This is a genomic window from Streptomyces sp. NBC_01257, assembly GCF_035917255.1.
Taxonomy (GTDB): Bacteria; Actinomycetota; Actinomycetes; order Streptomycetales; family Streptomycetaceae; genus Streptomyces.
Genome location: NZ_CP108472.1, coordinates 5971945 through 5993167, shown reverse-complemented (window position 1 = coordinate 5993167; position 21223 = coordinate 5971945). Strand labels below are relative to the sequence as shown.

At 71.3% G+C, this 21223-nt stretch carries 23 protein-coding genes; 13 read left to right on the top strand and 10 right to left on the bottom strand.

All coding sequences use genetic code 11. The features are described from left to right. Window positions 1-78: 78 nt before the first annotated feature. Together OG408_RS26215 and OG408_RS26210 are read right to left on the bottom strand one after the other, a co-directional pair. Entirely contained in the window at window positions 79-1464 is a 1386-nt protein-coding gene (locus tag OG408_RS26215) for a DUF3152 domain-containing protein (protein WP_326672274.1), read from the bottom strand. Beyond that, window positions 1449-2414 carry an alpha/beta fold hydrolase gene (locus tag OG408_RS26210; RefSeq protein ID WP_326672272.1) on the bottom strand — a complete coding sequence of 322 codons (966 nt, stop codon included), beginning with the start codon at window positions 2412-2414 and terminating at the stop codon, window positions 1449-1451. The genes OG408_RS26215 and OG408_RS26210 overlap by 16 nt, the downstream gene beginning before the upstream one ends. A gap of 109 nt (window positions 2415-2523) precedes the next feature. Here OG408_RS26210 and OG408_RS26205 point away from each other — a divergent pair, with 109 nt between their 5' ends. The 4 genes from OG408_RS26205 (at window position 2524) to OG408_RS26190 (ending at window position 4442) form a co-directional block, all read left to right on the top strand. Next, entirely contained in the window at window positions 2524-2739 is a 216-nt protein-coding gene (locus OG408_RS26205; protein ID WP_266782528.1) for a hypothetical protein, read from the top strand. 168 nt (window positions 2740-2907) lie between these two features. Then, complete coding sequence (locus OG408_RS26200; RefSeq protein ID WP_093549980.1) at window positions 2908-3549, top strand: TetR/AcrR family transcriptional regulator; 642 nt, start codon at window positions 2908-2910, stop codon at window positions 3547-3549. A 131-nt stretch (window positions 3550-3680) separates the two neighbouring features. Next, a complete protein-coding gene (locus OG408_RS26195) occupies window positions 3681-3908 on the top strand; it encodes a DUF3107 domain-containing protein (protein WP_266782526.1) in 228 nt (75 codons plus the stop codon). Window positions 3909-4172: 264 nt separating this feature from the next. Next, window positions 4173-4442 carry a hypothetical protein gene (locus OG408_RS26190; protein WP_266782524.1) on the top strand — a complete coding sequence of 90 codons (270 nt, stop codon included), beginning with the start codon at window positions 4173-4175 and terminating at the stop codon, window positions 4440-4442. Window positions 4443-4459: 17 nt separating this feature from the next. Here the strand turns inward: OG408_RS26190 and OG408_RS26185 are convergent, their stop codons facing one another. Beyond that, window positions 4460-5194 carry a ferritin-like fold-containing protein gene (locus OG408_RS26185; protein ID WP_266782522.1) on the bottom strand — a complete coding sequence of 245 codons (735 nt, stop codon included), beginning with the start codon at window positions 5192-5194 and terminating at the stop codon, window positions 4460-4462. 475 nt (window positions 5195-5669) lie between these two features. On the opposite strand from OG408_RS26185, the gene OG408_RS26180 reads away from it, so the two are divergent. Then, window positions 5670-7592: a DEAD/DEAH box helicase gene (locus OG408_RS26180; RefSeq protein ID WP_326672267.1), complete on the top strand. Its 1923-nt coding sequence runs from the start codon at window positions 5670-5672 to the stop codon at window positions 7590-7592. 107 nt (window positions 7593-7699) lie between these two features. Then, window positions 7700-8545: an alpha/beta fold hydrolase gene (locus OG408_RS26175; RefSeq protein ID WP_326672265.1), complete on the top strand. Its 846-nt coding sequence runs from the start codon at window positions 7700-7702 to the stop codon at window positions 8543-8545. A 31-nt stretch (window positions 8546-8576) separates the two neighbouring features. Here OG408_RS26175 and OG408_RS26170 read toward each other — a convergent pair whose 3' ends face one another. After that, a complete protein-coding gene (locus tag OG408_RS26170; protein ID WP_266782516.1) occupies window positions 8577-9464 on the bottom strand; it encodes an NYN domain-containing protein in 888 nt (295 codons plus the stop codon). A gap of 221 nt (window positions 9465-9685) precedes the next feature. Between OG408_RS26170 and OG408_RS26165 the strand changes: the two genes are divergently transcribed. Further along, window positions 9686-9838, top strand: a complete 153-nt coding sequence (locus OG408_RS26165) for a hypothetical protein (protein ID WP_198676864.1) — start codon at window positions 9686-9688, stop codon at window positions 9836-9838. Between the two features lie 78 nt (window positions 9839-9916). Here OG408_RS26165 and OG408_RS26160 read toward each other — a convergent pair whose 3' ends face one another. The 3 genes from OG408_RS26160 to OG408_RS26150 form a co-directional block, all read right to left on the bottom strand. After that, window positions 9917-10522, bottom strand: a complete 606-nt coding sequence (locus tag OG408_RS26160) for a MarC family protein (protein WP_266782512.1) — start codon at window positions 10520-10522, stop codon at window positions 9917-9919. Window positions 10523-10686: 164 nt separating this feature from the next. Next, on the bottom strand, window positions 10687-11553 hold the full coding sequence (locus tag OG408_RS26155; RefSeq protein ID WP_326672260.1) for a PHP domain-containing protein: 867 nt from the start codon (window positions 11551-11553) through the stop codon (window positions 10687-10689). A 75-nt stretch (window positions 11554-11628) separates the two neighbouring features. Next, window positions 11629-12273 (bottom strand): DUF6758 family protein, encoded by a 645-nt coding sequence (locus OG408_RS26150; protein ID WP_285572300.1) that lies wholly within the window; start codon window positions 12271-12273, stop codon window positions 11629-11631. A gap of 156 nt (window positions 12274-12429) precedes the next feature. Here OG408_RS26150 and OG408_RS26145 point away from each other — a divergent pair, with 156 nt between their 5' ends. Next, complete coding sequence (locus OG408_RS26145) at window positions 12430-13662, top strand: MFS transporter (protein ID WP_266782506.1); 1233 nt, start codon at window positions 12430-12432, stop codon at window positions 13660-13662. Window positions 13663-13734: 72 nt separating this feature from the next. On the opposite strand, the gene OG408_RS26140 is transcribed toward OG408_RS26145, so the two are convergent. Further along, a complete protein-coding gene (locus tag OG408_RS26140) occupies window positions 13735-14319 on the bottom strand; it encodes a suppressor of fused domain protein (RefSeq protein WP_266782504.1) in 585 nt (194 codons plus the stop codon). 410 nt (window positions 14320-14729) lie between these two features. On the opposite strand from OG408_RS26140, the gene OG408_RS26135 reads away from it, so the two are divergent. Together OG408_RS26135 and OG408_RS26130 are read left to right on the top strand one after the other, a co-directional pair. Next, a complete protein-coding gene (locus tag OG408_RS26135; protein ID WP_266782503.1) occupies window positions 14730-15851 on the top strand; it encodes a magnesium and cobalt transport protein CorA in 1122 nt (373 codons plus the stop codon). Between the two features lie 45 nt (window positions 15852-15896). Next, window positions 15897-16415, top strand: coding sequence for a hypothetical protein (locus OG408_RS26130; protein WP_266782502.1), 519 nt, complete (start codon window positions 15897-15899; stop codon window positions 16413-16415). A 3-nt stretch (window positions 16416-16418) separates the two neighbouring features. Here OG408_RS26130 and OG408_RS26125 read toward each other — a convergent pair whose 3' ends face one another. Further along, complete coding sequence (locus OG408_RS26125; RefSeq protein WP_266782500.1) at window positions 16419-17198, bottom strand: hypothetical protein; 780 nt, start codon at window positions 17196-17198, stop codon at window positions 16419-16421. A 206-nt stretch (window positions 17199-17404) separates the two neighbouring features. Between OG408_RS26125 and OG408_RS26120 the strand changes: the two genes are divergently transcribed. From OG408_RS26120 to OG408_RS26110, 3 genes are read left to right on the top strand one after another with little or no spacing between them, the layout of a single operon-like run. Further along, window positions 17405-18679: a magnesium transporter MgtE N-terminal domain-containing protein gene (locus OG408_RS26120; RefSeq protein ID WP_266782498.1), complete on the top strand. Its 1275-nt coding sequence runs from the start codon at window positions 17405-17407 to the stop codon at window positions 18677-18679. Beyond that, on the top strand, window positions 18669-19223 hold the full coding sequence (locus tag OG408_RS26115) for a DUF1003 domain-containing protein (protein WP_266782496.1): 555 nt from the start codon (window positions 18669-18671) through the stop codon (window positions 19221-19223). The genes OG408_RS26120 and OG408_RS26115 overlap by 11 nt, the downstream gene beginning before the upstream one ends. A gap of 44 nt (window positions 19224-19267) precedes the next feature. Further along, entirely contained in the window at window positions 19268-20401 is a 1134-nt protein-coding gene (locus OG408_RS26110) for an Mrp/NBP35 family ATP-binding protein (protein WP_266782494.1), read from the top strand. Between the two features lie 78 nt (window positions 20402-20479). Here the strand turns inward: OG408_RS26110 and OG408_RS26105 are convergent, their stop codons facing one another. Beyond that, window positions 20480-21139, bottom strand: a complete 660-nt coding sequence (locus OG408_RS26105) for a hypothetical protein (protein ID WP_266782492.1) — start codon at window positions 21137-21139, stop codon at window positions 20480-20482. Window positions 21140-21223: the final 84 nt, after the last annotated feature.

The following is a 21223-nucleotide window of genomic DNA, read 5'->3' as shown; positions in this document are numbered from 1 at the left end:
CCTCGGGACATCCGCGGGCCGCTCCCGCCGGACCGCCCGGAGCGGCCCGGCCACCGCCCAGGGGGACCCGGACCGGCCTCAACCGGTCGGGTACACCCAGGCGTTGGGGCGGCACTTGATGCCGTCGATGTCGAGCGACTTGGTCTGCTGCTGCATCACCGGAGCGAGCGCACCCTTCGTGCCGCAGCTCACATGGTTGTGGCCCAGCCGGTGGCCGACCTCGTGGTTGATGAGCATCTGCCGGTAGGCGAAGAGCTTGTCCGGTCCGAAGGTGGACGAGCCCTGGGCCCAGCGGTAGGCGTTGATCATGACGCGCTCGGTGGCGGCGGAGTCGCAGGAGACGTTGTCCTCGGTGGTGTCCAGCCCCGACTTCGCGCACCAGTCGCCCGTGGTGCCGGGGCTGGCCAGCGTGATGACGAAGTCCGGGTCCCCGGTGGAGATCCGTTCGAAGGTCATGTCCCCGCCGTGCGCCCAGCTCCGATCGTCGTTGAGCGTCTTCTGGACCGCCTGGGCGAAGAGCGCGGAGTCGAGCCCGAGCCCGTTCTCCACATCGATCCGGTAGCGGTACTTGTGCCCCTTGCCCGGAGCCTTCGCCGCGCCGGGAACCGCCGCGAACTTCCCTGAAGCGGCCAGCTTCGGGGCCATCGGATAGGGCTTGGCCATTTTCTGCTCGTACGAAAGGGGCTTGACCACCGCCGCCTTGGGCGATGGCGTCTCACGGTTGTCCGAGCGGGAGGCGTCGCCGCCGCTCCCCCGGTCCACGCCCGCGGCCTGCGCGGCGCCGCTCCGGCTGCCGCTGTCGTGGGCGACCTGGCCGGCCACGACCACCGCGAGCACGGTCGTCACGGCGGCCGCGGCGATGCCCGTGAAGGTGCGGCCCCGGCCGGACCTGGGTTCCCTGGCGTCCTCGCCGGGCGTCCTCGCGTCGTCGTCGTCGTCCGACGCCGGCGGACGCTCGTCCCGGTCGGTGAGGGAGCGGGACGGATCGGCGGGCCCTGCGGGTCCACGGGGGGCGGTGGGCGGTGCGGGCGGGCTGTCGAAGGCCTCGACGAACTCGCGTCGCGGTCCCGGTATCAGCGGCCGGGTGGCGGTGCCCTGCGGGCTGCGCGGTGTCTGCGCGGACCGCGGGCCCTGCGGCCGTCCGGGCGCCGGGTCCTGCGCGCGCGCCTGCGCGGCGGGCCGTTCGGTGTACCGGCCGGTCGGCCCGGTGCCCCAGCCACCGCCGGGTTCGCGCTGTTCGGGATGGCCGCCGCGCACCTGGGGCGCGCCCGCGAAAGGGGTATGCCCGTCGGCGTCGCCGCCCGGCGGGCCGTCGCCCGGCCGTCTGCGCCGGCCGCTGCCGGAGACGGGGCGGGCGCCCTCGCGCACTTCCGCGTTCGCCTCGGCCGGCCCGCTCTCGGGCGCCCTGGGCACAGGGCCCTTTCGGCTGTGTCGTCCCACGCCCCGGATCAGCTCCCGCCGCATTCGTCCAGCAGTTCCCGGAACGCCTGGGCGACCGTCTCCGGGTACTCCATCATCGCCACGTGCCCGGCGTCGGGCAGTGTCAGCAGTCGCGCATCGCGGAAGGCCGCGGACGCCCTGCGTGCCATCCGGTACGAGACGAGCTGGTCCCGTCCGCCGTACACGAGCTGGGTCGGCGCGAGCACGCGCTCGGCCTGACGCCACAGCCCGTGCTGACCGCCCAGTGTGTACGCGTCGACGATGCCACGTGCCGAGCGCGCCAGGGCGTCCCAGAAGTACGGCAGCGCCAGCCGCCGTTCCATTTCGGCCACCGCGTCGCGGAAGCCGTTCTCGGAGACTCGTGCCGGATCGCCGTAACAGAGTGCCATGACTCCGCGGGTGCGTTCCTCCGCGGTCCAGTCCCGGCTCATCCGGGCGAACAGGGAGACGATGCCCGGAAGGGCGAGCAGGGCGGTCGGCGCGGCCGACAGCTGCACGCGGATCTCGGGGAGCGCGGGCGAGACCAGGGTGAGGGTGCGCACCAGGTCGGGCCGGACCGCCGCGACCCTGGTGGCCACCGCGCCGCCCAGCGAGTTGCCGAACAGATGGACGGGGCCGCGCTCCTCGGCGTCGAGGAATCGGATCACCGCGCGGGCGTGACCGGTGACCGAGTAGTTGCCGTCGTCCGGCGGCGGTGAGTCGCCGAATCCGGGCAGGTCCACCGCCTCGCCGTCCAGCACGTCCTGGAGCAGCGGCATCAGCGCCGACCAGTTCTGCGAGGAGCCGCCGAGCCCGTGGACGAAGAGCGCGGGCGGCAGCCCGGTCCGCTCCGGCGGCCTCGAACGGACGGTCAGCGTCAGCCCGGGCAGCGTGACGGAGCGAAGCCTCTCCCCCTCCGCGACCCTGACGGCGCCCACCGTGGGGGCCACCGCTGCGGCGGCGGCACGGACTCCCGGCAGCTCGGTCGAAGACATGCGGCAATGTTACGAGACGATCACACCGTGGTTCATGTGTTCGCCGTCACAGACCGCGTAGCGCCTTTCGGGGCCTGCTCCTAGGCTCTAGACAAGGAAGGGAGTCACCATGACGGTCGACCCCAGTGACCCGGAGACCTTCGAGGACGTCCAGCCGGACGAACCCGGACAGGAGACCCCCGAGGCGGACGCCGCCGAGCAGCAGGCGGAACTGCGGCCGCAGGACGACGAACCCCTGACGGATGCCGGCCGGGACTCCGCGAACGAGGCGGATGCGGCGGAACAGGCGCGCGTGGTCGCACAGGATGAGGACGATTACCGCTGATACGCACCGCTATGCGGCAAGGGCCGAGAGGTCTGTGGCTACCGCAGTCGTCCGGTCCGTGAAATTCTGCGTCCGCGCCGCGCATACCGGGGTTACCCAAAAGTACGATGTCGGTAGGGCACGGCGTGCACGGAACTGCTGGGTCCGATCAATATTTTGGGAGGCGGCGTGACAGCCATCGAGCAGACCGAGGCGGCGCGCCCGCGGGGCACTCGCCTGCCCCGCCGCGCCCGACGCAATCAGCTCCTGGGTGCTGCGCAGGAGGTCTTCGTCGCGCAGGGCTACCACTCTGCGGCGATGGACGACATCGCGGAGCGGGCCGGGGTCAGCAAGCCGGTGCTCTACCAGCACTTCCCGGGCAAGCTGGAGCTCTATCTGGCCCTGCTCGACCAGCACTGCGAGTCGCTGCTGCACGCCGTGCGCACCGCGCTGGCGTCGACCACCGACAACAAGCTGCGCGTGGCCGCGACGATGGACGCCTACTTCGCGTACGTCGAGGACGAGGGCGGCGCCTTCCGACTGGTGTTCGAGTCGGACCTGACCAACGAGCCAGCCGTGCGTGAGCGGGTCGACCGGGTCTCGCTCCAGTGCGCCGAGGCGATCTCCGACGTGATCGCCGGCGACACGGGCCTGTCCAAGGACGAGTCCATGCTGCTCGCGGTCGGCCTGGGCGGGGTGTCCCAGGTGGTCGCCCGCTACTGGCTCTCCAGCCGGTCCGCGATTCCGCGCGACACGGCGGTGCAGTTGCTGACCTCACTGGCCTGGCGGGGCATCGCGGGCTTCCCGCTGCACGGCATCGATCAGCACTGACGGGGCGGCCGGAGCCGGTGTTCGCTGCGGGCGTTGCCCGCCGGGCCCTGGCCGGTCCCCTCAGCGGGCTAATGTGTGCTGCGTACGGCGCGGTTCACCGCGCAGGGACTGACCGTCGGAGGGACATAGCCGTGGAGGTCAAGATCGGGGTGCAGCACACGCCCCGGGAGATCGTTCTGGAGAGCGGGCTTTCCGCCGAAGAGGTCGAGAGCGTGGTTTCCGAGGCTCTCGCCGGCAAGGCGCAGCTGCTCAGCCTCACGGACGAGAAGGGCCGGAAGGTCCTGGTGCCGGCCGACCGGATCGCCTACGTGGAGATCGGCGAGCCCAGCACCCGACGGGTGGGGTTCGGCGCGCTGTAGCGGCACGCCAGGATGCAGAGACCGTGGAAGCGGCCCGGCGGGGATGTCCCCGCCGGGCCGCTTTTCGTGCTGTCCGCTCCCCGCTTTCCCTGCCGCGTGCCAGGGACGCCGGTGTGCACGAGGGACACCGGCGGCCCCGGCGGCCGTGCCGTTCCTGTGCGACGGCTGGGCGAAGCCTGTGCCGGGGAGGGTTGCCCTCCGCCGCCCGGGGGTAGTACCGCCTACGACCGATTTGCCCGCCCCGTACCTGCGAGGTGATCGTCTGTGATCTTCGAAACCCTGGGCTCCGTCCTGCTCGGACTCGCCCTCTCCTGGGCGGCCCTGCGCTCCCTGTCACCCCGGCTTCCGTCCCGTCGCGCCGTGCTGTCCACCGGTGCGCTGGGAGCGCTGTTCGGCGCGTATCTCACCCATTCGGTCCTGGGGTCCGGCCATGCGGCGGCCACCCTGGTCGGCTCGGTGCTGATCGCCGCCGTGACCCTGTCCCTGCTGATCAGGCCGCGCAACCGCCGGCTCAGCCGGTCGGCGGCCGTCTGACGCCGGCGCCGGAGGGGCTACGCCGCCAGCCCCAGGGCGGCCATCCTCTTGGTGTGCGCCTCGGTGATCCGGGAGAACATGCGGCCGACCTCGGCCAGGTCGAATCCGTCGGCCACCCCGCCCACCAGCATGGTGGACAGCGCGTCACGGTCGGCCACCACGCGCTGGGCCTGCGAGAGCGCCTCGCCCATCAGCCGCCGCGCCCAGAGGGCGAGCCGGCCGCCGAGCCTCGGGTCCGCCTCGATCGCGGCGCGCACCTTCTCGACGGCGAAGTTGCCGTGCCCCGTGTCGTCGAGGACGGCGACGACGAGGGAGCGGGTGTCCGAGTCGAGCCGGGCCGCGACCTCGCGGTAGAAGTCACTGGCGATCGAGTCACCGACGTAGGCCTTCACCAGGCCCTCCAGCCAGTCGGACGGCGCGGTCTGGCGGTGGAAGTCGTCGAGCGCCTTGGCGAACGGCTCCATGGCGCCGGTCGGCTCCACCTCGATCGCGGTCAGCCGGTCCGTCAGCCGCTCGAAGTGATGGAATTCCGCGGACGCCATCTTCGCCAGCTCCGCCTTGTCGGCCAGCGTCGGCGCGAGCTTCGCGTCCTCGGCGAGCCGCTCGAAGGCCGCGAGCTCCCCGTAGGCGAGTGCTCCCAGCAGGTCGACCACGGCGGCCCGGTACTGCGGCTCTGCGGCCGCGGTGGCCCAGTCCTGGTCAGCGATTCTGGTGGATGCGGGGGCTTCAGTGGCGTTGTCAGGCGTCTCCATGAAGCGCAGAATAGCCCGCCCGCGGAGCGGTGGAAGGGTCCGGCCGCCGACCCGCCTCACACCGTTCCGATGAATTCGCCCAACACAGATGCGCGAATCCGGGGTACAGTGGTATTGCGCTTACTGAGCATTTTGCAACTGCTCGTTGCGCGAAATTGAATGAGGATGCCCGGTCGGTGGCCCGATCGGCTCCGACCCGACAGCCCTCCACGCGGTGCGTACGCCACGTACGACCGCAGATGAGGGGCCCCCTCAGCGGCACGAGCGCTCGAGCGACGGCAGTGGTCCCGCGCCACCCGGCCCATCCACGGCCGGATGACCAACCCCGGCACGGTACGACCCCCTTCGTTCGCCTCGGACCGCGTTTCACAGAAGAGGCAGCACCCTGACTACGTTCCGAGACCTCGGGATCCTTTCCGAGACCGCCGAAGCCCTTGAGGCCGTCGGCATCACGTCCCCGTTCCCCATCCAGGAGATGACGCTCCCCGTCGCGCTCTCCGGCTCCGATGTCATCGGACAGGCCAAGACCGGCACCGGCAAGACGCTCGGTTTCGGCCTGCCGCTGCTGGAGCGCGTCACCGTCCTCGCGGACGTCGAGGCCGGCCGGGCCAAGCCCGAGAAGCTGACCGACGCCCCGCAGGCGCTGATCGTCGTCCCGACCCGCGAGCTGTGCCAGCAGGTCACCAACGACCTGCTGACCGCCGGCAAGGTGCGTAACGTCCGCGTTCTCGCGATCTACGGCGGCCGGGCCTACGAGCCCCAGGTCGAGGCCCTCAAGAAGGGCGTCGACGTGGTCGTCGGCACCCCGGGCCGGCTGCTCGACCTGGCGGGCCAGCGCAAGCTCGACCTGTCGCAGGTCCGCGCCCTCGTCCTCGACGAGGCCGACGAGATGCTCGACCTGGGCTTCCTGCCCGACGTCGAGCGCATCATCACGATGCTGCCGGCGAAGCGCCAGACGATGCTGTTCTCGGCGACCATGCCGGGCGCGGTCATCAGCCTCGCGCGCCGCTACATGTCGCAGCCGACCCACATCAACGCCACGTCGCCCGACGACGAGGGCACGACCGTCAAGAACACGGCGCAGTACGTCTACCGCGCCCACTCGATGGACAAGCCCGAGATGGTCTCGCGCATCCTCCAGGCCAACGGCCGCGGACTCGCGATGATCTTCTGCCGCACCAAGCGCACCGCGGCCGACATCGCCGAGCAGCTGGAGAAGCGCGGTTTCGCCTCCGGCGCGGTCCACGGCGACCTCGGCCAGGGCGCCCGCGAGCAGGCGCTGCGCGCCTTCCGCAACGGCAAGGTCGACGTCCTCGTCTGCACCGATGTCGCGGCCCGCGGTATCGATGTCGAGGGTGTCACCCACGTCATCAACTACCAGTCCCCCGAGGACGAGAAGACCTATCTCCACCGCATCGGCCGCACCGGCCGCGCGGGCGCCAAGGGCATCGCGATCACGCTGGTCGACTGGGACGACATCCCGCGCTGGCAGCTGATCAACAAGGCCCTGGACCTGAAGTTCCCGGACCCGCCGGAGACGTACTCCACCTCCCCGCACCTGTACGAGGAGCTGGACATCCCGGCCGGCACCAAGGGTGTCCTGCCGCGCACCGAGCGCACCCGCGCCGGTCTGCGGGCCGAGGAGATCGAGGACCTCGGCGAGACGGGCGGCCGCGGCCGCAAGTCCGCCGCCGCCCCGGCTCCCGCCGTCCGCGAGGAGCGCCCCCCGCGCACGCCGCGTCAGCGCCGTCGCACCCGGGGCGGTTCCGCCGCCGAGGAGAGCGCCGCCACGGTGCCCGCACCGGCCACGGAGACCGTCGAGACCCCGGCGGCCACTGACGGCCCGGCCGAGCCGCGCACCCCGCGCCGTCGCCGGCGCGCTCGCGTCGGTGCGGCGGACATCGCCGCCGAGGCAGCGGTGGCCGTGGCCGAGGCCCCGGCCGTGATCGTCGACACCGAGCCCGTCGCCGTGACCGAGGCCGAGCCGAAGAAGCGGACCAGGACCAGGGCCGCCAAGGCCGAGGTCGTCGTCGACGCCGAGGCCGCCGCGGTGACCGAGCCGGTCGCCGAGGCGAAGCCGCGCCGTCGTCGCGCCCGGGCCGCCAAGCCGGTGGAGGCGGTCGACTTCCAGACCGCCCCCGTGGCCGAGCCCGCCCCCGAGGCGACGGTGACCAAGCCGCGCCGCCGCGCCCGGGTGATCAAGCCGGTCGAGGACGAGGTCGACTTCCAGATCGCGCCGATCGCCGAGCCCGAGTCCGACTCCAGGCGTCCCCGTCGCACACGTGCGGCGGCGAAGCCGAAGACGGAGGCCGTCGCCCAGGCGCCGGCCGCCGACGGCGAGGCCAAGCCGCGCCGCCGCCGGGCCCCGCGCACCGCCGCCGCGAAGGCCGAGGGCTGAGCGCACCCCGTGTGAGGCATGCCGGACGGGCCCGAGGGATTCCCTCGGGCCCGTCCGGCGTTCCACGGCCCGCCCGCCCCCGCGCACCCGGCCGTTAACCTCGTGCCATGAGCAGGCCACCCACCTTCATCCCGCCCTCCTGCGCCCGCCCCCGCGCGCTGCACACCGAGCGCGGGGACTTCGCCGTGCTGGACGCGGTGCCGCGTACGCCGCCGCGCGGCACCGTCCTCCTGCTGCCCGGGTACACCGGCAGCAAGGAGGACTTCATCGCCCTGCTGGAACCCCTCGCGGGCGCCGGCTACCGGGCCGTCACCGTCGACGGCCGCGGGCAGTACGAGTCCGACGGGCCGGACCGTCAGGAGGCCTACTCCCAGGGCGAGTTGGCCCGTGACGTGCTCGCCCAGACGGCCGCGCTCGGGCTCGGCGACGGGGCGGTCGACCTGCTCGGCCACTCCCTCGGCGGGCAGATCGCCCGCGCCGCCGTCCTGCTGGACCCGGCGCCGTTCCGTTCGCTCACCCTGATGTCGTCCGGACCCGCCGAGGTGGTCGAGGCCCAGCGGACCAAGCTGCGCATTCTCGGTGACGCGCTGACGACCATGACCATGGACGACGTGTGGGCGGCCATGCGCGCCCTCGACCCGCCGGCCGACGCGGACACGGACGGCGAGGACCTGCGGCGGCGCTGGCTAGCCCACCGTCCCGCGCAGCTGATCGCCACCGGCCGCCAACTCGCCGCAGAACCGGACCGGGTGGCCGAGCTCGCCGCCACGGGCCTGCCGGTCCATGTGATCTCCGGCGAGCGCGACGACGTCTGGCCGGTTCCGCGGCTCGACGGGATGGCGGTGCGTCTCGGCGCGCACCGGACCCGGATCGAGGGCGCCGAGCACTCCCCCAACACGGACCGGCCAAAAGCGACGGCGGCCGCGCTCGTCTCCTTCTGGGACGGCCTGTAGGAGGCGGCGGGGCCCTCGGGGCGCCGGGTGGTCAGTACTGCGCCTGGAGGTGCTGCCAGAAGCCGTCACGCAGCGCCCGGCGCAGATGCGCGTGGCCGCGCAGCGAGTGCTGGAGCAGCCGCTCGGCCTCGACCAGCAGATCCTGGTCGACGGAGCCCGGCAGGTACGGGTGTCCGGGCAGCAGGTCGGCCAGGGACTCGCGGCCCCGGGCGGAGAGCCAGGTGGCGGCGATCTGCGCACCGACGAAGCGGACGTCCTCGCGGGAGGGCGCGGGGCTGTCCTCCTCGTAGGTGGTGACGGCGCGTCTGGTCACGTACGGGCGGCAGAAGTCGAGGTCGAAGGTGCGCTGGCTGTCGACCTCCCAGAGCAGCGGTTCGGCCTGGTTGCGCCCTTCGCCCGCCTCGATGCCCCACAGGTGGACCCGGGCCCCGTACCCCTGCGCGGCCTCGACGGCCGACACCAGGTCCTCGTCGCCGCCGACCAGCGCGGCATCGCTGATGGCGCGGTGACGGGCGAGGGATTCGAGGTCGGTGCGGATGAGGGAGTCGACGCCCTTCTGCTGGTTGTTGGCGTTGAGGTTGCCCAGCCTGACCTTGACGTCGGGGAGTTCGGCGATGGACTGCTGCTCGACGGTGTGGATCCGGCGCCTGGCTCCGTCGTACCAGTACACGCGCAGCAGCCTGCTGTCGGCGAAGATCGTGCGGGCCTTGTCGATGAAGGCCTCGATCAGGCCCTCCGCGTCGAGGTCGAAGGAGCGCCGGTCCTCGGTGCCGGTGACGAGCAGCCCGGCCGCGGCGTACACGTAGCCCGCGTCCACGAAGATCGCGTGGGTCGACGGGGTCTTCGACACCTCGGCGAGCACCCGCTGGAGCAGTTCGTTGGTGCGGTCCAGACGCTCGGCGGTCTCGGCGTCGCTCATACGGGCCTCGTCGCGGATGTCGTCGTCCGCGCATGCTCGGTTACCTGCTGGTACTTAGACATCCAAAAAATTTCCTTAGCGTAGGGAATGATTGCAGGGAGCAAGTCGTTGTACACCCCGTGGGGCGCGAGACAGAGATGCCTGCGCTCCTCATCCTTGCGGACGGATCATCCGTCCTCCCAGTAGTTCTCCAGCAGGAGGATCAGACGAAGGGAAGCCATATGCGCTTCGAGATCATGCGACTCGACGATGTCGACGGTACCGCCGTGGACAGCACCGTCGTGGACGCCGCCTCCGTCAACCGGATCGTGCAGCAGGCCGCCGCAATCGGCCAGCGCATCTATATCCGCCCGGCCGAAAGCTCGGCTTCGTAACGCATCACCGACGTAAAAAGACGAAGCGCCCCCGCCACGGATGGTCCGTGCGGGGGCGCTGTGGTGTCCGGGGCCGGGTCAGGCGTCCTGGATGACCTGGGTGACGCCGTTGATGATCTGCTGGACGGCGATGGCGGACAGCATCATGCCGGCGAGCCTGGTGACCAGCACGACCCCGCCGTCCTTGATGACCCGGATGATCAGCAGCGAGTAGCGCATGGTCAGCCAGAGCACGACGTGCATGGCGATGATGGCCGTCCAGACCGAGATCTGGCCGCCCACCCCGTCGGCGTGCTGCACGGCGAGGATCACCGAGACGATCGCCCCGGGACCGGCGAGCAGCGGCATTCCGAGGGGGACGAGCGCGACGTTGACGTCCTTGGTCTGCGTCGGCTCGTCGGTCTTGCCCGTCAGCAGGTCGAGCGCGATGAGCAGCAGGAGCAGTCCGCCCGCGATCATCAGCGCGGGGACGGAGACGTGCAGGTAGTCGAGGATCTGCTGGCCGAGCACACCGAAGACGGCGATCACCCCGAAGGCGACGGCGACCGCCTGCAACGCCATCCTGCGCTGCATCCGGGCGGGGCGGCCCGCGGTGAGGGCGAGGAAGATCGGAGTGATTCCGGGCGGATCCATAATCACAAAAAGGGTGAGAAAAAGGGATCCGAAGACAGCGACGTCGAACACAGTGAGCCTTGCAAGGAGAGAGCGGAATTGCGGTGGGAGGCGGCGCACGGCCGGCCGGGCGGGCGGGCCCCGGTGCGCGCAGGACGGGCGACCTCACGCGGGCGCACGGCGGCGCGGGCGTGAGGGGCGTGAGCGGTGAGCGATGAGGGGTGGCGTGGAGGCCGTTACGCGGTGACGGGTCCGCCGGCCCCCGGCACCGGGAAGGCTCCCGTGGCGCGCCGGGTGATCTCGCCGTAGATCTCGGGGTCGGTGGTGTCGGCGCCGAGTCCCACGGTCTTGCGGCTGCCGTGGTAGTCGCTGGACCCGGTGGCCAGGAGTCCGAGCTCGCGGGCGAGTCCGCGCAGCCGGGCCCGGGTCGGCTCGTCGTGGTCCATGTGGTCGACCTCGATGCCGTCGAGTCCGGCAGCCGCGAGTCGCGCTATCGACGACTCCGGGACCACCTCACCGCGCTTGACGGCGGCCGGGTGGGCGAAGACCGTGACGCCGCCGGCGGCCCTGACCAGCCGGATCGCGTCGAAGGGGTCGAGTTCGTGCTTCCCGGCGTACGCGCGTCCGCCGTCGGCGAGCCACTCGGGCGTGAAGGCGTCGGAGACGGTCGCGACGACGCCCAGCTCGACCAGCGCGGTGGCGATGTGCGGCCGCCCGACCGAGCCGTCCCCGGCGATCCGCGCGACCTGCTCCCAGGCGACCGGGACGCCCAGCTCCTGGAGCTTGCGCACCATGGCCTGCGCGCGCGGCACCCGGTCGTCGCGCACCAGCTCGCGCTCGCGCGCCAGCTCGGGCTCCTCGGGGTCGAAGAGGTACGCCAGCATGTGCATGCCCACGCCGTCGATGCGGCAGGAGAGCTCGGCGCCGGTGACGAGGGTGAGGCCCTCGGGGAGTGCCGCGATCGCGGCGGCGTGACCGCGCACGGTGTCGTGGTCGGTGAGGGCGACGACGTCCAGGCCCGCGGCGGCGGCGTTGCGCACCAGCTCGGCGGGGGTGTCCGTACCGTCCGACGCGGTGGAGTGGGTGTGCAGGTCGATGCGCACGACACGTACTCCAGTGCTCGCGGCCGGGTGGGGGACGCTCAAGGATAACCGGCGCGCGGGCCCGCTCCGGCCCGGTCAGGGTCCCGTCAGCAGCCGGGGGGTGAGTGCGCCGCAGGGCACCAGGTCGACCTCCGCACCGGCGTCGCGCAGATCGGTCAGCACCAGTTCGTCGTACATCAGCAGGCCCGACTGCTCGGGCCAGACGATCGCCCAGAGCCAGAGCCCACGCGCCTCACCGGCGAAGACCGCACGGTCGGCGGGGGCGTCCTTCACATGCCAGAGCGGGGTGGGACGGCCGGCGGCGAGCACCTTGACGTCCGGCGGCCCGTCGACCCGCAGATACGGGCCCGGGTCGGGACCGTCGATCCCGGCGTACCGCGCACCCATCCCGACGCCGAGCTCCTCGGCGACGAGCAGCAGTTCTCCGACCCCGCCGAGCGGGCCGGGTCCGGAACAGGCGACAGCGGTGGCCCGGCCGCCGCCGCGGTCGTCCCCCGCGCACGCCACCCCGGTGAACAGCCAGCCGACCGGCAGCGGCCAGGGCATCCACACGGGCACCTGGGCCCGGTGCACCACCACTCCGAGCGCCTCGACGCTCGGCGGGATGACCGGCTGCATGGGGTGCACGCTGCCGTGCACATCGCACTGCCAGGTGTCGTCGAAGAAACCGGGCGCCTTGACCCGGCCTCCGCACTTCGGGCAACTGGGTTCGCCCCTCATAGCCACCAACGGTCCTCCCCGGCCGTCCCCGCGTCAAGGACGATCACCCTTCCGCAGCGTGGCTCCCATCAGCGGATTTAGATGTAGTTTGCATTTATTAGGTCCTCTAACTTATTCTGTGCATAACACATCGATCTAGTGGAGAGCGAGAGTCCCATGCAGGGAGAGGATCCGTTCGATCAGGGAACGGTCAGCATCCTGCGCCAGCCGAAGGCCGTCTGGGCCACAGCGGGCGCTTCCGTCGTCGCGTTCATGGGAATCGGCCTGGTGGACCCGATTCTCCCGTCCATCGCCAAGGGACTGGAGGCGACACCGAGCCAGGTGTCGCTGCTCTTCACCTCGTACTTCCTGATCACCGCCGTCGCGATGCTCGTCACCGGCTTCGTCTCCAGCCGCATCGGCGGCCGCAAGACACTGCTGACCGGCCTGGCGCTCGTGGTGGTCTTCGCCGCGCTCTCCGGCACCTCGTCCTCCGTCGCCGAACTGGTCGGCTTCCGGGCCGGCTGGGGTCTGGGCAACGCGCTCTTCGTATCGACGGCACTTGCCGTGATCGTCGGTGCGGCGGCGGGCGGCAGCTCGGCCGCGATCCTGCTGTACGAGTCGGCACTCGGCCTCGGCATGGCCTGCGGGCCGCTGCTCGGGGCGCTGCTCGGTGACGCCAGCTGGCGCTACCCGTTCTTCGGTACGGCCGCGTTGATGGCGATCGGCTTCGTCTGCATCACGGCGTTCCTGAAGGAACAGCCCAAGCCGGCGCGCAAGACCTCACTGCTCGACCCGGTCAGGGCGCTCGGCCACGGCGGGCTCGCCTCGGTCGCGACCTCGGCGTTCTTCTACAACTACGCGTTCTTCACGATCCTGGCGTTCACGCCGTTCGTGCTGAACATGTCGCCGTACAAGTCCGGCGCCGTCTTCTTCGCCTGGGGCCTGCTGCTGGCGGTCTTCTCGGTGCTCGTCGCGCCGCGGCTCCAGAAGCGCTTCGGCTCGCTCAAGGTCGTCGGCGGCTCACTGGTGCTGCTCGCCGCCGACCTGGTGATCCTCGGCTACGGCAACCACACGACGGCGATCGTCTGCACCATCGTCTCGGGCGCCTTCATCGGCATGAACAACACCGTCTACACGGAGCTGGCGCTCGGGGTCTCCGACGCGCCGCGCCCGGTGGCCAGCGCGGGTTACAACTTCGTCCGCTGGTTCGCGGCCGCCGCCGCGCCCTACCTGGCCCCGAAGATCGAGGAGTGGAGCAACATCCACATCCCGTTCGTCGTCGCCGCCGCCGCCGCGGTCGTCGGCGCGGTCGTCGTCTGGGTCCGGCGCTCGGCGCTGACGCACGACGCGCAGGAGCTGGAGCCGAAGCACGCCACCGAGGACGGCGTCACGGTCTTCGCCAACTGACGCGCCCTCCAGGGGGAAGCCCCGCCCGACGGCCTCCGGCCGCGTGGCGGGGCTTCCGCATGGGCGCGCGCGTCAGTCCAGGGCCACCGACGCCCGCAGCGGGTCACGCAGGTCCGTCCCCTGCGACAGCCAGCGCTCCTGGAGCTCCTGCGCACCCCTGACCCGCTTCCAGGCCGCCTCGTTGTGCGTCATCGGCAGCAGCGGCAGGAACCGCACGGGCTCCATCGGCTCGTCCAGCTCCAGGTCCTCCACCAGCCCGCCGGGCTCGGCGACGAGCACGGAGCTGAACGGCGCCCCGGGCCACAGCGGTTCGCCGACGTCCAGCGACGCGCCGGGGGCCACGATCAGCCCCTCCACCTGCGGCGAGGCCGCCAGCACGGCGAGCCTGCGCAGGATCTGGTCGGTGTCGGCCAGTCCGCCCCGCACCGAGACGACCAGTTCGGCGCGCGGACCCTTCACCGGGTCGGCGAGGGCCGCGGTCGGGTCGGCCATCGGCTGGGCGGACATGCCCAGCGTGGCGTACCTCACCACATCGCCGTCGATGAACCGGAGCACCTCGATCCGGTCCGTCCCGAGAAACGTCACTGCTGCACGTGCGTCCGGTTCACCCAGGGCCGTCCGCAGACGTGCCTCGACCAGAGCAAGAATTTCTGCCATGCCGCGAGCATAGGACGCGTATGGAACGGGCAAAGTAAGAGATTGACCCTTCACCGGCTGCTAGCCTGAGGTGCCGGTCGGGACAGCACGCAGAAGCGTTGCTCTCAAGTCCCGACGAAACGTCATCCCCCACGGGGGACCGACCGGAGGAGGTGGGGCTGCGGTGGATCCAAGTCGACCGTGCAGTACTAGCCGCTCTTCCGCTCGACACCTTTCTTCTGTGATCTGACGCCTTCTCGGCCAAGGCCCACGGCATTTCGCACGACGGAAGAGCACTCCTTTTTTGCCTGTCTGTAGCGAACGCCGTCGTCGCGCCGCCGCGGTGCCGCCCGCTTTGCGGACGTGAGCCCACGTCCCCATTCCGGGCTGTTCCACGCCCTCGCCGACGGCCCTCCGTGAAGGAGCCAGCCATGTCGATGATCCGTGACCTGCGCGCTGTGGTGCGCCCGTCCCTGCGCAAGACCAACACCCTCCACAACGGCTACGACGCCACGCGCGACCCGTCAGAGTCCAGCGCGGTCGTCGACTGCGCGGTCTACCGCGACGGCCGCCGGCTCGCCGAGGTGGACGGCACCTGCCGCACCCCGCACGAGGCGATGCTCCGCGTACGGGAGAAGGGCGGCTTCGCCTGGATCGGCCTCCACGAGCCGACCGAGGAGGAATTCGCGGGCATCGCCCGGGAGTTCGGGCTGCACCCGCTCGCCGTCGAGGACGCCGTCCACGCCCACCAGCGGCCCAAGCTGGAGCGGTACGACGACACGCTGTTCACCGTCTTCAAGACGATCCACTACGTCGAGCACGCCGAGCTCACCGCGACCAGCGAGGTCGTGGAGACCGGCGAGGTGATGTGTTTCACCGGCCGGGACTTCGTCATCACCGTGCGGCACGGCGGACACGGCTCGCTGCGCGCACTGCGCCACCGGCTGGAGGAGGACCCCGAACTGCTCGCCAAGGGCCCCTCCGCCGTCCTGCACTCCATCGCCGACCATGTCGTCGACGGGTACATCGCGGTGGCGGCCGCGGTGCAGGACGACATCGACGAGGTGGAGATCGAGGTCTTCTCCACGCCGGACAAGGGCAGCCCGCGCGGTTCGGACGCGGGCCGGATCTACCAGCTCAAGCGCGAGGTGCTGGAGTTCAAGCGGGCCGTCTCACCGCTGCTGCGCCCGATGCAGCTGCTCAGCGAGCGGCCGATGCGGCTGATCGACCCGGACATCCAGAAGTACTTCCGCGACGTCGCCGACCACCTGGTCCGGGTCCAGGAGGAGGTCATCGGCTTCGACGAACTGCTGAACTCGATCCTCCAGGCCAACCTCGCGCAGGCGACCGTCGCCCAGAACGAGGACATGCGCAAGATCACCTCCTGGGCGGCCATCGTCGCCGTACCGACGATGATCTGCGGCGTCTACGGCATGAACTTCAAGCACATGCCGGAGCTGCGCTGGACGTACGGCTACCCGATGGTGATGGGCTTCATCGGCGTCGTCTGCTTCTCCATCCACCGGATGCTGAAGCGCAACGGCTGGCTCTGATCCGCCGGACAGGCCCTGAACCGAGGGCCGTCTAAGCTCTGCCCCATGACTGCTGCTGACACGCTGCTCGGGCCGGCCCTCGTCGAGGAGGCCACCAAGAAGTCGGGCCTCATCTGGGTGCGCGGCACCGGCCCCGCGCGAGCGCTGTGGCACGTGTGGCACGAGGGCGCGGCCCATCTCGTCGGGGACGGCCCCGGCGAGCAGCCCCTGCCGGCCGGTCTCACCGACGGGGCCACCGCCGAGGTGACCGTCCGCAGCAAGGACAAGGGCGGCCGGCTCGTCGCCTGGTCTGCCTCGGTGGCGCAGCTGGCCCCGCACTCCGATGAGTGGGAGGCCGCGGTCGCCGAGCTCAAGGGCAAGCGGCTCAACGCACCGGACGCCGAGCAGATGCCGGAGCGGTGGGCGCGAGAGTGCCGGATCGTGCGGCTGACGCCGCTCGACTCGCGTACGCAGCTGCCGGACACCTCCGGTGCGGCCGCTCCGCTGCCCACCCCCGCGACCACACGGCTGCCGGTCCCGGCCGGGCTGCCGCGTCTGCTGAAGCGGTCCCTGCGCAAGCGGTAGCCGCTACGACGTCGACTTCGGCAGCTGCTTGCCGTAGTCGACCGTGTCGTCCGCGGCCGGGGCCGCCAGCGCGAAGTCCTTGCCCCAGTCGGCGAGCGTGATGACGCCCCCGCCACCGCCGCGGGCGAAACTCAGCGGATACGGGGTGCCCTCCAGGGACACGTCGAGGGCGCCGCCCTCCCCCTTGCCGCCCAGAATCCGGATGGTGCGCACCCCGCCGACCTTGTCCCGGTCGCCCTTGCCGACCGTGCCGTGCAGGGTGAGCAGCCCGCCGAGCAGCACCTTCTTGTCGGTGAAGCCGCGCAGCTGCTTGTACGTGGGGTCGTCCTCGGGGACCTTCACGTACTTGTCGTCCAGCTTGTCGGCGGCGGCGCCCCCCGCCTGGCCGCCCTTGTCGGCGTCCGGTTCGCCCTGCTCGTCGTGGTTCCAGAAGCCGGCGTCGGCCTTGAGGTAGAGCTCGTCACCGATCCGCAGCAGCTCGAAGGTGCTGTTCTTCGAGGTGACGGAACCCACGCCGCCCTTGTCCTTGAGCTTCATGTCGATCTTGTACGTGCCGCCCTTGCTCACCAGCGTGCCGGCCAGCCGGACCGCGTCGGCGGATTCCGCCGACGTCTGCGCCTTCTTCTCGATCTCCGGCGCGGTCAGTTTGCCGATCCCGTTGGTCCCCTTGTCCGGGTCCTCGTCCGCGCAGGCGGTCAGGGCCGCGGTCAGCCCGGCGCAGAGCACGAGGGCGAGGGTGGCGGTCCGGCGGCGGGCCCGGACGGGCGGGACAAAAGAGGTCACAGGCGCACTGCCTCTCATCTGCATGGCGGGGGGTGGCAGACGGCAGCGTACCCGTGCGGCCTACGTCTTCCGGCAGAGAGCCGTACGGACGGTTCGCCGGAGCGGCACGCAGCGGTACGGGCTAGCCTGATCACGTCATAAGGGTGCAGGAACTGTCGGAACAGATCCGGATGCGGAAGCCCGGCGGTGAACGAGGAGGCGCAGGCATGGCACCAGGCACGCCCCGCGTCTTCGTCTCGCACCTGTCCGGTGTACCCGTCTTCGACCCCAACGGCGACCAGGTGGGCCGGGTCCGGGACCTGGTCGCGATGCTCCGGGTCGGCGGCCGCCCGCCCCGGCTGCTCGGCATCGTCGTCGAGGTGGTGAGCCGGCGCCGGATCTTCCTGCCGATGACGCGGGTGACGGGCATCGAGTCGGGCCAGGTCATCACCACCGGCGTGGTCAACATGCGGCGCTTCGAACAGCGGCCCACCGAACGCCTGGTGCTCGGCGAGTTCCTCGACCGGCGGGTCAGTCTGGTGGAGACCGGCGAGGAGGTCACCGTCCTGGACGTGGCCATCCAGCAGCTGCCGGCCCGGCGCGACTGGGAGATCGACAAGTACTTCGTCCGCAAGGGCAGGGGCGGGGCGCTGCGCCGCAAGGGCGAGACCCTGACCGTCGAGTGGTCGGCCGTCAGCGGCTTCTCGCTCGAGGAGGAGGGGCAGGGCGCGGAGTCGCTGGTCGCCACGTTCGAGAGGCTGCGCCCCACCGACGTGGCCAACGCCCTGCACCACCTCTCCCCCAAGCGGCGGGCCGAGGTGGCCGCCGCGCTGGACGACGACCGGCTCGCGGACGTCCTGGAGGAGCTCCCGGAGGACGACCAGGTCGAGATCATCGGCAAGCTCCAGGAGGAGCGCGCGGCGGACGTCCTGGAGGCCATGGACCCCGACGACGCGGCCGACCTGCTCTCCGAACTGCCCGAGGAGGACAAGGAGCGGCTGCTGACGCTGATGCGTCCGGACGACGCGGCCGACGTGCGGCGCCTGATGTCGTACGAGGAGCGGACCGCGGGCGGTCTGATGACCACCGAGCCGATCATCCTGCGGCCGGACGCGACGGTCGCCGACGCGCTCGCCCGGGTCCGTCAGTCGGACCTGTCCCCGGCGCTCGCCGCGCAGGTGTACGTGTGCCGGTCGCCGGACGAGACGCCGACGGGCAAGTACCTGGGCACCGTCCACTTCCAGCGGCTGCTGCGGGACCCGCCGTTCACCCTGGTGAGCTCGATCGTCGACAGCGACCTGGTGGCGCTGACCCCGCAGACCCCGCTGTCGGTGGTGACCAGCTATCTGGCCGCGTACAACATGGTGTCGGTGCCCGTGGTGGACGAGAGCGGCTCGCTGCTCGGCGCGGTGACGGTCGACGACGTGCTGGACCACCTGCTGCCCGACGACTGGCGGGAGACCGACTTCCACGGCCGCGAGGGGGTGCTCCGTGGCCGGTGAGGACCGCGCACGGGCCTCGAACGGCTCGTCGGCGCTGACCCGCCCCCCGCGCGCCCGGCTCGACCAGCCCAAGGCCCCGCGCCGGCGGCTGCTGCCGGAGTACGACCCCGAGGCGTTCGGCCGGTTCTCGGAGCGGATCGCGCGCTTCCTGGGCACCGGACGGTTCATCGTCTGGATGACGCTGATCATCATCCTGTGGGTGGTCTGGAACATCTTCGCGCCCGGGAACCTGCGGTTCGACGAGTACCCGTTCATCTTCCTGACCCTGATGCTCTCGCTCCAGGCCTCGTACGCGGCCCCGCTGATCCTGCTCGCGCAGAACCGGCAGGACGACCGCGACCGGGTCACGCACGAGCAGGACCGCAAGCAGAACGAGCGCTCCATCGCCGACACCGAGTACCTGACCAGGGAGATCGCCGCGCTGCGGATGGGTCTCGGGGAGGTCGCCACCCGAGACTGGATCCGGTCCGAACTGGAGGACCTCGTGAAGGAGCTGGCCGACCGCCGGGCGCTGCTCCCGGCCGAGAGTGACGAAGACCGCTGACAGGGCTACCCGCGCGTAGCGGCGGGCGCCGTACCATCGTCCGTATGGCTACGGAAGACGCGGTGCTTGAGGCACTGGCGACAGTGAACGACCCGGAGATCCACCGCCCGATCACCGAGCTGGGCATGGTGAAATCGGTCGAGATCGATCCTGACGGTGTGGTCGCTGTCACGGTGTACCTGACCGTCTCCGGCTGTCCGATGCGCGAGACGATCACGAAGAACGTGACGGACGCGGTGGCGCTCGTCGAGGGGGTGTCGCGGGTCGAGGTCACGCTCGACGTCATGAGCGACGAACAGCGCAAGGACCTGGCGTCCTCGCTGCGCGGCGGCACGGCGGAGCGCGAGGTGCCGTTCGCCCAGCCCGGTTCGCTGACCCGGGTGTACGCGGTCGCCTCCGGCAAGGGCGGCGTCGGCAAGTCCTCGGTGACGGTGAACCTCGCGGCGGCGATGGCTGCGGACGGCCTGAAGGTCGGGGTCGTGGACGCGGACATCTACGGGCACAGCGTGCCCCGGATGCTCGGTGCGGACGGCAAGCCGACCCAGGTCGAGAACATGATCATGCCGCCGTCCGCGCACGGCGTGAAGGTCATCTCCATCGGCATGTTCACCCCGGGCAACGCCCCGGTGGTGTGGCGCGGACCGATGCTGCACCGCGCGCTGCAGCAGTTCCTCGCCGATGTGTACTGGGGCGACCTGGACGTCCTGCTGCTCGACCTGCCGCCGGGCACCGGTGACATCGCGATCTCCGTGGCGCAGCTGGTGCCGAACGCGGAGATCCTGGTCGTCACGACCCCGCAGCAGGCCGCGGCCGAGGTGGCCGAGCGGGCCGGTTCGATCGCCGTGCAGACCCACCAGAAGATCGTCGGTGTCGTCGAGAACATGTCGGGCATGCCGTGCCCGCACTGCGACGAGATGGTCGACGTGTTCGGCTCCGGCGGCGGCGCACGGGTGGCCGAGGGGCTGACGAAGACCGTCGGCGCCGAGGTGCCGGTGCTCGGCTCCATCCCGATCGACGTACGGCTGCGTGAGGGCGGCGACGAGGGCAAGCCCGTCGTCCTGTCCGATCCCGACTCGCCGGCCGGCAAGGCCCTGCGCTCCATCGCCGACAAGCTGGGCGGCCGTCAGCGCGGCCTGTCCGGCATGTCCCTGGGCATCACCCCGCGCAACAAGTTCTGACCGCAGGTGCGATCGCGAAGGTGCCGGAACCCTCGGGTCCCGGCACCTTCTGCTGTCTTCGTGGGTCCGTCGTCGCGCCTACGCGTCGTACGAGGTGATGTCCTCGACGACCGAGAACCCGAGCCCGTACGCGCTCATCCCCCGCCCGTACGCGCCGATGTGCACACCCTGCGCCGAACCGGCCAGCACCCAGCCGAACTCGGACTCGCGGTAGTGGAAGGGCACCGGCACCCCGTCGACCGGCAGCGACAGGACCGACCACGCGGGGCCGTCCAGGTCGTCGGCGAGCTCGAACGCCGTCTCCGTCTGCTGGTCCAGCCAGTCGTCGCGCAGGGTGTGGTCCATCTGCGGGGGCCAGGTGTAGGCCAGCAGGCCGGAGCCGGCCAGCCAGGCCGCGGACGAGACCGTCGTCGCGTCCAGGACCCCCGTGCCGTCGCCGCTGCGCCGCACCGGGGAGCTGGCGACGGTCACGACGGCGGCGAACCGCTGCTTGTCGGCACCGGAGTCACCCCGTACCGAGGGCTCGTCGCCATGACCGGTGGAACCGTGCTGCACAGTGCCGTCCGCCGCGGTGCCCACCTGCATCAGCCAGCGGGGCCCGGTGAAGGCCTCGTCCAGTCCGTACCAGGGGAAGGGCGCCTGCAGATAGCCCTCGACCGTGAGCCGGGCCGCCGGCACCCCCTCCGCCGTGGCTGTGTCCGGCGCACCATCCGCGCCCACCCGACTCGTTGTCTCCATCTGCCGGCCGCCTCCTCGATTCTGAGGTCCGGAGCGGCCCGCCCCCCGCGGGCGTCCTCACAACCGGACAGATGGAGAATAGCC